The sequence below is a fragment of the Paenibacillus sp. PAMC 26794 genome, assembly GCF_000316035.1.
In the GTDB taxonomy this organism is placed as follows: domain Bacteria; phylum Bacillota; class Bacilli; order Paenibacillales; family Paenibacillaceae; genus Paenibacillus.
This window is the reverse complement of record NZ_ANHX01000055.1, coordinates 15,941-30,344: the sequence shown is the minus strand read 5'-3', so window position 1 is coordinate 30,344 and position 14,404 is coordinate 15,941. Positions and strand designations below refer to the sequence as shown.

General features: G+C 45.8%; 5 protein-coding genes. All 5 read left to right on the top strand.

Going from position 1 to position 14,404, the window contains the following annotated elements; genetic code table 11:
• Nucleotides 1–10 precede the first annotated feature (10 nt).
• On the top strand, nucleotides 11–4,633 hold the full coding sequence (locus tag D829_RS0119270) for a non-ribosomal peptide synthetase (protein ID WP_017690561.1): 4,623 nt from the start codon (nucleotides 11–13) through the stop codon (nucleotides 4,631–4,633).
• Nucleotides 4,634–4,644: 11 nt separating this feature from the next.
• Complete coding sequence (locus D829_RS0119265; RefSeq protein WP_017690560.1) at nucleotides 4,645–5,649, top strand: TauD/TfdA family dioxygenase; 1,005 nt, start codon at nucleotides 4,645–4,647, stop codon at nucleotides 5,647–5,649.
• Nucleotides 5,650–5,717: 68 nt separating this feature from the next.
• Nucleotides 5,718–8,813: an amino acid adenylation domain-containing protein gene (locus D829_RS0119260; protein ID WP_017690559.1), complete on the top strand. Its 3,096-nt coding sequence runs from the start codon at nucleotides 5,718–5,720 to the stop codon at nucleotides 8,811–8,813.
• Nucleotides 8,814–12,839, top strand: a complete 4,026-nt coding sequence (locus tag D829_RS0119255; RefSeq protein ID WP_017690558.1) for a non-ribosomal peptide synthetase — start codon at nucleotides 8,814–8,816, stop codon at nucleotides 12,837–12,839.
• A gap of 69 nt (nucleotides 12,840–12,908) precedes the next feature.
• A complete protein-coding gene (locus D829_RS0119250; protein ID WP_017690557.1) occupies nucleotides 12,909–14,252 on the top strand; it encodes an MFS transporter in 1,344 nt (447 codons plus the stop codon).
• Nucleotides 14,253–14,404: the final 152 nt, after the last annotated feature.

Genomic DNA, 14,404 nt, shown 5'->3' with positions numbered 1-14,404 from the left:
GGAGAATTAGATGGGAAATGTATGCGTCGATCTGCATCCTTTAACAGAGCATCAACGAAGAATATGGTATATGGAAATGATATATCCGAATTCAGATGTATGGATGATTACATCCAAGATGAGCATACCGGAACCGATCGATTTCACCTTGTTAGAGCGGTCGATTAACAGGGTTTTGAAGAATAACGAACTGCTTCGAACCCGAATTATACTGGATCAAGGTGAGAATAAACAATACATCCAACCTTATGAGTACAGATCACTCAAGCATATTCATGAAGATCCAGCCTTGACGGGTGTGACATGGACTGAGTATGTGGGTAACCATCCGATTCATGTACATAGTGAAGATCTATGTCAGTTTTATACGTATGAAGGTCATGGACAATACGGATACATCATTCAGGTTCACCATATCATCTGTGATGGCCTGGGGTTATTCCAGTTGACGAATGAGATTACGGAAACCTATCATGCCGAACTGAAAGATGGTAATGCAAGCAGGATTGAATCTACGATTCACGATTATGAATACTATATTAATAGTGAACAACAATATCTCGCTTCCAAACGCTATGCGAAAGATCAGGACTTTTGGAGAGAGAAGTTTCATACGATTCCCGAATTTATGGAACTGAAAGCGCACAATCCCCTTCTAACTCACACCGCAGCCAGAAGAAAAACGATGAATATGGATTACTCCATGTATGTACGTTTGAAAGAGTTCTGTCGTCAGAAGAATGTCAGCGTATTCACCTTTTTTCTCTCAACCCTAGCTATTCTGCTGAATAAACTCACTCACCAAACCGATTTGGTCGTTGGAACCAACTACGCGAACCGCACTAGTAAAACAGATAAAGATATGATTGGCATGTTTGTCACAACCATACCTGTCAGGATCGGGGTAGAACCCTCTGAATCCGTGTTATCCTTGCTGCAACGCATTTCCAATGAACAGAAAGAAATGTTGCGTCATCAGAAATATCCCTATAATCAGCTCATCCGTGATCTGAGAGAGTCACTCTCGTTACCGGAACTGAACAGACTGTTCGGCATATCACTGGTCTATCGACCAGAACGTTTTGACAAGATGCAGGGACATGATGTCTTCATGGACAACAAGTTTAACGGTCATGAGACGAATGATCTGCTTATCAACATTATTGAGAAAATCAATGAGGATCGTATCATATTTCAGATGGATTATCGGACCCAGTTGTTCAGTGAAACGTTCATGGACAATCTGCTCGATCAGTTTCTTACGGTTACGGAAGCCATTCTGGAACATTCCGAACAAAGAATTGAACAGATCAGTATTGTGAGCGAAGCCGATAAACAATCGATGCTAACCGAGTTTAATGATACCGGGGCGGTGTACCCAAGCGACAAAACCGTCATCCAGTTGTTTGAAGAACAGGCAGCTGCTACCCCTCAACATACAGCACTTATCCTGGGGGATCAGGAGATGAACTATGAACAATTGAATGCCAGAGCTAACGGCTTGGCTACAGTATTGATCAGCAGAGGAATCAAGCAGCGAGAACTGGTAGGCATTATTGCAACACACAGTATGGAGATGGTTATCGCGATTCTGGCTGTTATGAAAGCCGGGTGTGCTTATATTCCGATTGATCCCGAGTATCCCGATGAACGAATTCAGTATATTTTGAAAGATTCTCAAGTAAGGTTTGTCCTGGTTAACCAGCGTATCACTTTGCCGGACAGTCTAAAAGTCATTCATATTCTTGAAGATAATGATGGGCATATACCAACAGATAATCTGAATCTGACCATAGATATGAAGGATCTGGCTTATGTCATCTACACATCAGGGTCAACTGGAGCACCGAAGGGTGTATTGGTGGAACATAAGGGATTGACGAACTATATATGGTGGGCGAGTCAGACGTATGTTACTGACAGGAAAACGACTTTTTCACTGTATTCATCCATCGCGTTTGATCTGACCATTACCTCCATCTTTACACCGTTAATTACGGGCAACACAATGATCATATACAATTCGTCTCATAACAAGGCATTGATTACTGATGTTGTCCTAGATCCGCGAGTGGATCTGGTCAAGCTGACGCCGGCTCATCTGCAATTGATTCAGGATATGAACATTATGGACAGATCCAATGTCCGAACATTTATTGTGGGTGGCGATAATCTGAGTGCTTCACTGGCTGCGAATATTACCCGGCAAAGCAAGCATGAGGTTACCATTTTCAATGAATATGGACCGACAGAGACGGTGGTGGGCTGTATGATCTATGCCTACGATCCGCATGTTGACCAAACGGAGTATGTGCCCATCGGCAAGCCCATTCAGAACACATCCATATATGTGCTTGATCAATCACTGCAATACGTTCCTGTCGGTGTTCAGGGTGAATTGTTGGTTGGGGGAGACGGGGTGACCAGAGGCTATCTGAACCAACCCGAATTGACGGGCAGAAAATACGTCGAACACCCGGATCGTCCTGGCGAGCGATTGTACCGGACTGGGGATCTATGCCGGTTAAGAGAAGACGGTCAGATGGAATACCTCGGAAGAATGGACGACCAAGTGAAGATTCGCGGGTATCGAATTGAACTGGGTGAGGTCAAGGCGGCTTTCTTGAAAATTAAAGGAGTTCGGGATGCTGCTGTAAGCGTCAAGACGGATCAGCAATCCCGTCAGTTATGTACTCATTACGTCAGCGATGCACATGTAACCCGAAGGATGATTCGGGATACCTTGCTATCTCTGTTGCCGGAGTATATGGTTCCCACACATCTGATCAAGGTGTCTTCCATTCCACTTACGATTAACGGCAAGATTGATTACTTGGCGTTATCGATAGAGAAGCCACAATCGGATGAAGAAAATGTGTATGTGGCGCCGAGTTCTAGCATGGAACAGACGATATCTGCCATCTGGTCTGAGATTCTTGGCCTGGAAGAGGTGGGTGTGACGGACCATTTCTACGAACGGGGTGGTGATTCACTTAAGTTGATTCAGATCTACACAAGGCTTTCCGAGATAGGTTTTAATTTTTCGATTAACGATATGTTTAATTTCCCTACAATCCAATCCTTAAGTTCACATCTGGATCAGATCATGGAAGGAAAGGAAGGCATGATGAGCATGGAACACAACACAGTGAAGAGATCCAAAGTGGATGTATTGAACGGAATTATGGACAAGCCGATCTTCCTGTCAACAGATATTCCCAGAGTAGATCCGGCGCTCAAAGGTGTAATGTCATTCAATCAGGAATCCCTGTGGCTGGTTGAACAGTTCGAGGGGAAGAGCACCAAATATAACATTCCCGGACATGTCCTTTTCGAAGGCGCATTCTCGGAAGAGGCTTACATCTATGCATTGAATCAGATTGTGCAGCGGCATGATGTATTGAGAACGTATTTTGTTATCGAGAACAATTCACCGGTGCAGCGAATCAGGCCTTATGAGCCTTTTGACATCGAGGTCCAGCATACGCTGAGGGATAATTCCCAAGCCAGTCTGAAGCGTGTGATTGAAGAAGAATCCAGACACCAGTTCAACCTGGAAACCGGGCCGATGTATTATTTTGGATTGTATCAGATCCATGCACATCAATATTTTGCCTATTTTAATTTTCATCACATTATCTTCGATGGCTGGTCTCAGGATATCCTGATGGCTGAACTGGGGTCATACTATAATGCTTATCTGAGGGGAGAAAATGCAGCAATAGAGAATTTGAGTATTCAATATTCCGACTATTCACATTGGCAAAAAGGAAAATGGATGACTGAAGAATTTCCGACAGTTCTAGATTATTGGCGCAACCAGTTGGGAAGTACCGTCAACCGATCGGTAAAAGTATTGCCCTATGACCGGGAGCCTTCGCTGAACAACGTGGATACCGGAGATATACTGCTCGCAGAAATTCCGATACAAACCATTGAAATGATCAAAAAGGCCGGTATGAAAAACAATGCCAGTCTGTACATCACCATGCTCACCGCCTACAAAATGTTGCTGTACTTTTACTCGGGTGAAACCGAGATCGTCGTAGGAACACCCGTTGCAAACCGTAATCGTGCCGAGGTTCAGAGATTGATCGGATATTTCTCCAACAGTCTTGCCTTGAAGACGGTCATGGACCCGGAACAGTCCATAGACGCCCAGATTATTTCGGTTAGAAATACGGTATTTGAAGCGTTTGATCATCAGGAGATGCCTTTCGGCAAGCTGATTGAACTGCTGAACCCGGATCGTGCTTCTGGGCTGACCCCTTTCTTCCAGACGTGGTTTGTACTTGATGTCAAAAATACGTACAACATCGAAGGGCTGAATATTGCTCAGAATGAAATTTTGTGGGGCCACAGTGGCAAGAGCAAGTGGGATCTGACGTTGAATCTCATCGAGGCTGACCATGTCATGAATGCAGTAGTTGAATACAAAACAGAGTTGTTCGGCAAATCCACCATGAAGAGATTTCTGCATGATTATATGGCTGTAGTGAAGCTGATTGCAGCTGATTCCTCGCGGAGTCTTCAAGCTGTACGCCATGATTGGGAGGTGATGGCCCACGAGTACAAGATGGAGTTGCTGAATAGCAGTAAGAGCAAAAAGAAATTCAACAAAATCAAATCTTAGGAGGAATACACATGAAGAAAAAATTTGATAAAGGTGCGCAGATGGTCATTCAGAAAGAAATCGTGAAGCAATCGTTTCTGAAAGAAGGTCAAGAGCTGCCATTGGTAATTAAACCCAATGTAGCCGGTCTGGATCTGAATCAATGGTATCTCAACAATAAGGGTATGGTGGAAGAGAAAATTTTGAAATATGGTGGCGTCCTGTTCAGAGGTTTTGATACTACCACACCAGAAAGCTTTTATGGTTTCATCGATGTAAGCTGCCCCGAACCGCTCAGTTATAAAGAAGGAGCGACACCGAGAACCCAAGTACAGGGCAAGGTGTATACGTCAACGGAATTTCCGAACGAGGAATCCATTGCACCGCATAATGAACTGTCCTACGTCATGACATGGCCCAAAAAAATCTGGTTCTCCAGTATCGTTGTCGCTGATGAAGGAGGAGAAACACCTATTGTGGATGTACGGAAAGTATATAACCTCATTGATCCGGACATTCGGGATGTTTTTGCAGAGAAAGGCTGGATGTTGGTTCGAAACTACGGAACCGGATTCGGACAGACCTGGCAGTATGTTTTCCACACGGAGTCCAAGGACGAGGTCGAGCAATATTGCCTGGACAACAACATGGCTTGCCAATGGAATGAGGATGGAACATTGACAACGAAGCAGGTGAGACCGGCCATTACGATCCACCCGGATACAAATGAGAACCTGTGGTTCAATCATATTGCCTTCTGGCATAGCAGTAGCTTGAACGAGGAAGTTCGCAACTTGATGCTCGAAGAATTTGGAGAGAGCGGCTTGCCATACCAGACGTATTATGGAGACGGAACTTCAATTGATGCTGATGTGGCTGCACATATTCGTCAGGCTTATGCCGATGCCACGATCGCCTTTCCATGGCAAGAGGGAGATATTCTTATGCTGGACAATATGCTGGTGGCGCATGCACGGAACCCGTATCAGGGAGATCGAAAAGTACTCGTAGCCATGGGAGAACCCGTGAGCCGTTAAGCCTCAATTGCGCCTAAATGAAATTACATTCGAACTGAAAATACATTAGAAATGCAGGAGGATTGAACATGGAAAATGTAATGCTGGGTTATCCCCTTTCACCACAACAGAAACGACTGCATGAACTGAATAATAACGGATTAACATCACTGGTCCCAAGTGTAATTGCTGTTAACATCGAAGGTGAGTGCTCGAATGGTCAGATTGAATTAGCCGTGAAGAGAATAGCCGAGAAATACAGCACACTCCGCACTTCCATAGAAGCCGATCCCAATTATGGGGTCCATCTTCAGAAAGTAGATTCGGAGACCAGAAGCCGATTCCGTACTGCATATTCCGATGAACCGATCCAAGAGCAGGATATCCAAGGGCTGATCCGAAAGGAGTTGGACACATGGACAGGTGATTATTCGCTGGAAGCCATTAACGTGGATCTGTCCGAACGTACCAAAGTGTTGATTCTCGCTTTTGATCCACAGTTCTCGGATATTGAACCTGCCGTTATTCTAGCCGATGTATCACAATTAATCGTGGCTGAGGTGGACCCTGAACTTTTGGAAGAAGAGGTACCGTACTATGCTGTATCCGAGTGGTTGAATGACCTGTTGACCAATGATGAGCACGCGGAGGAAAGAAGTTTTTGGAACAATAAACGGTTTGATCATGTTGATAAACAATTGTCCATGGTATCCGGTAGCGGAACCACGAGTATTACGATGGCAAGTTTCCCTGTGGAAGGGTCACCAGAATTGTGGGTTGAACTTGAGAAGGTAGCGGAGAAGGCTGGAAGTACAATAGATAACGTTGCGCTCGCCTGTTGGAATCTGACTTTGCATCTGCTGGGCGAGGATAAGGAACTAACGGTTGGCGTACATACGCGTGGCCGACAAGATGAGGATTTGGAGAAGGTTGTCGGTGCATTGAATCGATACGTACCTCTGTACTCGGGCTTGAAAGAGGACGACACGCTGACTCAGTTTTTCCAAAGAACGACGAGTGAAGCGAAAGATAGTGCAGAATATGCAGATTATTTTGACTTCAAAATGTTTAGCAAATCGGATTCGAGTCAGTCGGTGTTCTCCTATGGATTCGAGAGTCGGGATGCATCATCCGTGGTGGAAGCGAGTGGTCACACATTTCGTGTTGTGTATCAGTCGGAACAGATTGAACCGGTTCACCTCGGACTCAATATCCAGCAATATCCTGAACGTAGAGATATCGTTCTTCGATATAACGAGGAAGCTTACACTCCGACAGAGATTGGCTATGTGGCGGATATATTCACACATATTTGCAACAAGGCCTATGTGAATCTGGATGAACCCGTATCGTCCAATATCATTCCTGATCATCTGACAGTTACATTACAATCGATTCTTCAAGGAGAGGTTCGGGAATATGCAACATCGACATTGGTGGAGATGCTGGACGAACAAGCCTTGAAGACGCCAGATCAGATTGCGGTTGTGTCTGGTAACACGCTGTTTACATTCCGGGAAATCCATGAGAAGTCCAAACAGCTTGCCCACTATCTGCATCGGACAAGAAGTGTCGGACATGGAGATGTAGTCGGGGTAAGCGTGGAGAGATCTCCTGAGCTGGTCATAGCCCTTCTGTCGGTGCTTCGAGCAGGTGCGGCTTATGTACCACTTGATCCGGATTATCCCAATGAGCGATTGTCCTATATCCGTGAGAATGCCCGCATTGAAACGGTGCTGTTGTTGAATAAAAACAATGAACGGCTCAATTCCCTTTTTGCCAATCCTGTATTTCTTGAAGAAGAAGGTGAGGCAATTGCGAACGAGCCCACGGACGCACCGGGAATCGGAGTAGATGCCAGAGACATCGCCTATATCCTCTATACTTCCGGTTCCACAGGCAGACCCAAAGGGGTCAAAGTGTCACATCAGGCCATCAGCAACCATATGCATTGGATGAACAATGAATTTCCACTGAGCGGGGAAGACGCTGTATTGCAGAAAACATCGATTAATTTCGATGCATCGGTATGGGAATTCTATGCACCGCTCACTACGGGCGCAAGGCTGGTTCTTGCTGAGCCGGACAAGCATGCTGATCCCGACTATCTGCTCGATATTATTCATAAGGAACGAATTACGACGTTACAGGTTGTACCTACCATGCTTCAGGCTTTGGTGGAAAAAGAAACCCTCTCTTCAGCACCGTTAAAAAGGGTGTTCAGCGGCGGAGAGAGACTGGGAATTCCACTCCAGAAGGCTTTCTTTGCTGGATCCAACGCTCAGTTGATTAACTTGTATGGCCCAACTGAGGCGAGTATTGATACGACGTATCATATCTGTGATAAGGATAACGTTCATGAAACGATCGGCAGACCCATTCATAATACGGATCTGCTCGTGCTCGACTTGAACCTGAATCTTGTCGCGCCAGGTGTTGCGGGAGAGTTATATATCAGTGGAAAGGGCCTGGCAGATGGATATGTGGATGAACATCTAAATGATCAGGCTTTCCTGACACATGCTTATACGCCGGACAAGGTGATGTACAAAACCGGTGACAGAGTTCGTTATTTCCCGGATGGTCATATCGAATACATTGGCAGGGTTGACCGGCAGGTGAAGTTAAGAGGGTACCGGATCGAACTCGGTGAGATCGAGAAGGTTCTAAATGAACACCCTCATGTGCGACTTGCAGCGGCGAAGTTGCTAGAGAAGACAGAACCATTGCTGGCTGCCTATGTAGAACTGGATACCGCTGGAGAGATTCAGGATGTCAAACAGTGGATTTCATCCGCACTTCCAGAATATATGATTCCAAACGTCATCCAGGTGTTGGAGCATTTACCGCTGCTGAGCAATGGGAAAATTGATTATCACGCCCTGCCGGACGTGGATGTAAGTTCCGGGACGGAATATGCCGCACCAACGACAACCGTTGAGCAGATTGTTGCTCAGATCTGGAGAGCGGTATTGAAGCGGGAGCAGATTAGTATTGATGAGAATTTCTTTGCACTCGGAGGGCATTCGCTTATCGCAACGCAGGTCATCTCTGGAATCAGACAACAGGTAGGTGTTAATCTGCCGCTACGTAAAATATTTGATGCGCCTACCATTCGTGAATTGTCCGCAGTGATTGAGAATCTGTTATTGGAAGCGAATGGTTATTCTACGGAGGGTAATTAAGTGAAAAAATCCGGTGCAGTAATAAACAAAAGCGAACTGATTGATCGAATATTAAGTCAGATGAACGTTACCAATACAGTACAGCGCACTTCTCGCGACATTAATCGCTTTCCGCTATCTTTTGCTCAGAAGAGGTTGTGGCTTCAGCAGCAGATTGAGCCAGCAAGTACGGCATATAACATGGTTTTTGCCAATGAGATTATGGGAGAGTTCGATAAGTCTGCATTTGAACAAGCCATCGGACTGCTGGTGGAGAGGCAAGAGGCACTACAAGTTCGGATGGATGTCGAGGAAGGCATACCATATCAATATATTCAGGAAGACCAACCGGATTATGAATGGGTTGATGTATCGATGTATCCGGGCGATCAAGCCGAAAGGCAGGTTGTAGATGGAATCAAAAGGGCCGATGGCCCTTTTGATTTTACCCGGGATAGACTGTGCAGATTCAAAGTGTTTAAGCTGAACGATCACCGCCACATTTTTGTTCTGATGATGCATCATATCATCTCGGATGGTCAATCGATCGAGATCATACGAAGAGACCTGTTATCTTATTATGAACATTTCCGCGGAGTGGGCTCATTGCCGGCATATAACCCATCCGCGACCCAATATATAGATTACTCAGTATGGCAGAATCAATTACTGGGAAGTAACGAGTTTGCAAATCAGAAGAGGTACTGGCTCGATCAACTGAAGGGACACTCCTACACGCTCACTTTGCCATATGATCATGAGCGTCCGCAGAAACGGAGTGAAGAGGGGATTTCCGTATACTTCACGATTCCGGCACCGCTTACCAGCAGATTAAGAGAGATTTCGGAGAAGCATCATTCCACGCTATTTATGGTGATGTATACCTGTTTTGCGATTTTGTTACGCAAATATTCGGGTGAAACGGATCTGATGATCGGTACGCCTGTCTCCAATCGTCCACAGTCCGATTTGGAGAAGATTGTTGGTTTCTTTGTTAATACACTGGTACTGCGAAGCCGTATCGATGATCAGCAATCATTTCTGGAACATCTGGACGCTTCCAAAAATACGATCCTTGATGCATTCGACCATCAGGATGTACCGATTGATCTGTTGTTCGATGATCTGATCCAATCCAGAAATACGGGATATTCGCCATTGTTTCAGGTCATGTTCAGTCTGGCGAAGGCGGGAGATTTCGAACAAACAGATCAACATGCTGTGTTCAGGGAGATCAAGCTGAAGCAGACCAACACATCCAAATTCGATATGTCCCTCGATTTGACGGAAGATCGGGATGTGATTAAGGGTACGTTTGAATGTAGTCGGGATCTGTTCCACGTGAGTACGATCGAACGCTGGGCCAGTAATTTTATAGCGTTGCTTGAACATATTGTGGATCATCCAGGGAAGCCAATCGCAGGGGTTGGAGCCGTTAGTGATGAAGAACGACAGAAAGTTCTATATGAATGGAACGATACCGTAATGGATTACCCTGATCATATCTGTGTACATCACCTGTTCGAAGCATCTGTAGCCCGGGCCCCGGATCAAGTGGCTGTGGTGTATGGGGGAGAACATTTATCTTATCGCGATCTGGACTGCCAAGCGAATCAATTGGCTCATCTTCTGATCGAAAAGGGAATTGGACCTGACAAGGCGGTAGCCATTGGCATAGAACGTTCGCTGCATTTGCCCATTGCCCTTCTTGCCGTGTTAAAAGCGGGAGGAGCAATCGTGCCGCTGGATTTGGATGCACCTGTGGAGCGAAATCGTCACATGTTAACAGATTCGGGAGCATCCATCTGTCTCATTAATACGAATACGTTGCCGATCCCGGATGATGTTGCCCTTCTGATCGACGTATCTCAACCTGAAATATATATGGACAAGCCGATTACAGTTCCACAGTCACAAGTGGGGCCTGATCATCTGGTAGCTATTTATTATACGTCAGGCACTACAGGGAAACCCAAAGGGGTATCTGTGCGGCACGAGGGGTGGGTGAACCGTATCTGCTGGATGCAGCACCAATTCAAGCTCGAATCCCATGAAACGGTACTTCAAAAAACAACCCTGACCTTTGATGATGTCGGTCTTGAATACTTCTGGACATGGATGGCAGGGGCAAGGGTTGCGCTGTTGGAGCCAGGATTCCATCGTGATCCGTATGCGATCATTCAAGCTTTGAAGCAATATGAAGTTGCCATCGTCTTTTTTGTTCCGAGTATGTTGAAGATGATCTTGGAGCGAATTGGTGGGGCGGATCTGGAGCAGTTAGCGTCATTACGGGAAGTATTCTCTAGTGGAGAGGCATTGAAGCCCGAGATGGTTGCAGCGTTTCACAACCATCTTCCCGAGCGTAATCTGCATAACAGTTACGGGGTAACCGAGGTTTCCATTGATTCGACCATTCATATGAATGTGCAATTAGAAGGTCGCCGTGCTCGAAGAAATATATCCATAGGACGGCCAATCGGGAACAATTTCATCTACGTTCTGGACGAAATGCAGAAACCAGTGCCCATTGGGGTTCATGGTCATTTGTATATTGGTGGTGTTGGTCTGGCGAGAGGCTACTATGGAGATCCCGTAAAGACCGAGCAGGCTTTCTTTGCGAACCCGTTTACGGATGGACGGATGTACAGAACGGGCGACATTGCTTATTACGATGCCACTGGCAAGTTATACATTGTCGGACGAATAGACAACCAATTGAAGATCAGAGGCATGCGTGTAGAATTGGGGGAAATCACCGATGTAATCTCCAGACACGCGGATATTCAGGAGTGTGCGATGCTGGCTGAGAGATGGGGAGAGGATGAAGAACTGTCACTGAGTGCTTATATTCAGCTGGCTCCATCCTCTGAGATTCTCAGTACGGATCTTCGCAACTTCTGCCGAACGCTGCTGCCGAGTCACATGATTCCCTCACGTTTCATTACGATTGATCGTATTCCTCTGAACAGTAACGGTAAGTTGGACAAGGCAGCGCTGAAGCATCTGGACCGTGGCACATTGAAGGATTATATCGCTGCTCCGCAGGATGAGCTGGAAGAAAAGGTCATGCAGATCTTCATGGATATCCTTGGTGTGGACACCATTCATCTTCATGAAAGCTTTTTCGATCAGGGTGGACATTCGATCAAAGCCGTCCGTTTAATGGATGTTCTGAACAGAACATTTCATACCGAGCTATCCGTAATCACTTTGTTTGATTACTCCACCGTGACCGAGATTGCACATATCATTCGGGAGGGCAACCTGCCCCAAGATCAATCGGTTGTTGTGTTGAAAGAAGGCGGCCGCGCGGATGAAACTCCACTGTTTCTTATCCCGACGGGTGGCGGCAATCTCATCAATTATTATGAGTTGGTTAGCCAACTGGAAGGCCTGAATATCTATGGATTTGTGCCAAAAGGATATGAAAACGACGAAGAACCGCTCTATACCGTCCAGGAACTGGCCCAGTATTATTACAGTGTTCTTACGCAATTGAATCCGATAGGCCCGTACCGATTGCTGGGTTGGTCGTTTGGTGGCAATGTGGCCTTTGAGATGGCACGGATCATTGAAGATGCGGGACAACAGCTGGAGTGGCTGATTATTCTGGATGCACCTGCCCGAAGCCATGAGCGGGATGTTCGTCCAATAAACAAGATGGAGGCTCTTGCCGAATTAGCACACAATAACGGATTTGAATTCGAGCACAATGCAGACTATGAGGATCGGTTAAAAGAAGCTATGCATCACTTTCCTGATGAAAGCACGCTTAGACATTTTAAAGTGCGCCTGGCTAATGAGGTGGCCTTTGATAACTACTATTCAACAGAGCCGATTCAGTCCGACATCCATCTGTTGTACGCAACCGCTCAAGATGAGCAAAGTCCAGTTCCGTTAACGGATGCACAGTCGTGGCTTGCCAAGACGACCGGTACATGCACTGTCACTCCCATTCCTGGCCATCATGAGAATCTAATCGATTACAATCATGCCGTGAATGTGGCCCAATATGTGAACCAATTGGTGAAGGGACGGATCAGATGACTTCGCTCGTCTTCATTCTTTATAGCTGGATGAACCCGATACAGGTTCGACGTAGGTGGAGGTGAACCAATGGAGATTTTCAAAAATAAGAACTTCACTTTGATGTTTTTTGGCCGAATCTTAACCAACATTGGAGATAGTCTATATGCGGTATCCGCAATGTGGCTGGTATACAATCTGGGAGGATCATCATTCTATACAGGACTTGCGGGATTTCTTTCTATTTTGCCGAAAATTATTCAGCTTCTATCCGGACCGATGATAGATCGAATTCCGATTCGGGGGATTCTGGTATACGGTCAGTTAATTCAGGCTGTATTGTTATTAATTGTTCCTATTGCAGCATATTATGATTTTCTGAGTGTAGGATTGGTATTGGTGATAACCCCTATTCTGAACATCTGTAATACCTGGGTGTATCCGGTTCAAATGTCAGCTCTGCCAAGAGTATTGGAGAAAAACCAACTAACACAGGGCAATTCCCTGTTCTCCATTGCCTATCAAGGTATTGATGTAGCCTGTAATGCCATATCGGGAATACTCATTGTAGCGCTGGGCGCGGTATCTCTGTATTTTTGGAATGCCATCGGTTTCTTTATAGGTGCGCTGTTATTCTCCCAATTGCGGATTGCTCCTTATATCGTTGAATCGAAAATGAAGAAGGATCAGGATACATATGATGAGATCATTGAACCGGTGAACCGGAGTAAGTCAGCGGGGATGCGCTTGTTTTTTAGAAATTACACCGATGATTTAGTGATTGGAATCAAGTTGCTTACACAGACGGCATTAGCCAAACTTCTCTTTGGCATTATGGTCATCAATGCTGCGGGGGGAGCGACATTCAGTGTGCTTCCCATATACAGTGATGAGATCGGTGGAGCGGGTATCTATGGTTTGATGCTGATGGCACAGGCGCTGGGCAGTGTCATTGGCGCAACATGTGCACCTTATCTCAGACTGGAAAAAGTACGTTTGGGTCGGTTGTATTCTGTAGCATATATCAGTTCAGGGATCGCTTGGATCGGATGTATATTTACCCCATGGAGCTGGCTAAGTATTCTGGTATACGGACTGGCCTGGGTTCCCGGCGGAGCCGTTAACGTCATCATTAACACCGTCGTTCAGAAGGGAGTACCGCAGCAATATTTGGGTTTGGTATTCTCTGCGACGATGGCGCTAAGCGGCATAGCTATGCCGCTTGGTAGTTTGATCGGCGGTACGTTGGGGGTCTGGCTACACAGTTCAACGGTAATCACCATATGTGGAATCATCGTTGCTTTGGTAGGTGTATACTGGATGTTCGATCGGGTATCACGTAACCTTCCCAAGACGGAGCAACTGGATGAAGGATATTTCAATTTCACACCACGGGGCGGTACTACTCATTCCAATACCGAAGTGGGGGCTTAACGCTGACACAGCATAATAAGTCCTTCGTTCATCCTGAATTTTTATGTCTATAGCATTAAAAAAGGCACCTCCAGAAGGGTATGAGGATAACGAATGGTTATCCCGTGCCTGTTCCGTGAGGTGCCCTATTCAGGTTCGTTAAATGCATGGGG

Excerpts from the sequence above, each read along its gene's own strand:
- D829_RS0119250 (WP_017690557.1), top strand. The coding sequence starts at position 12,909 with ATGGAGATTTTCAAAAATAAGAACTTCACTTTGATGTTTTTTGGCCGA.
- D829_RS0119260 (WP_017690559.1), top strand. The coding sequence starts at position 5,718 with ATGGAAAATGTAATGCTGGGTTATCCCCTTTCACCACAACAGAAACGA.
- D829_RS0119270 (WP_017690561.1), top strand. The coding sequence starts at position 11 with ATGGGAAATGTATGCGTCGATCTGCATCCTTTAACAGAGCATCAACGA.
- D829_RS0119265 (WP_017690560.1), top strand. The coding sequence starts at position 4,645 with ATGAAGAAAAAATTTGATAAAGGTGCGCAGATGGTCATTCAGAAAGAA.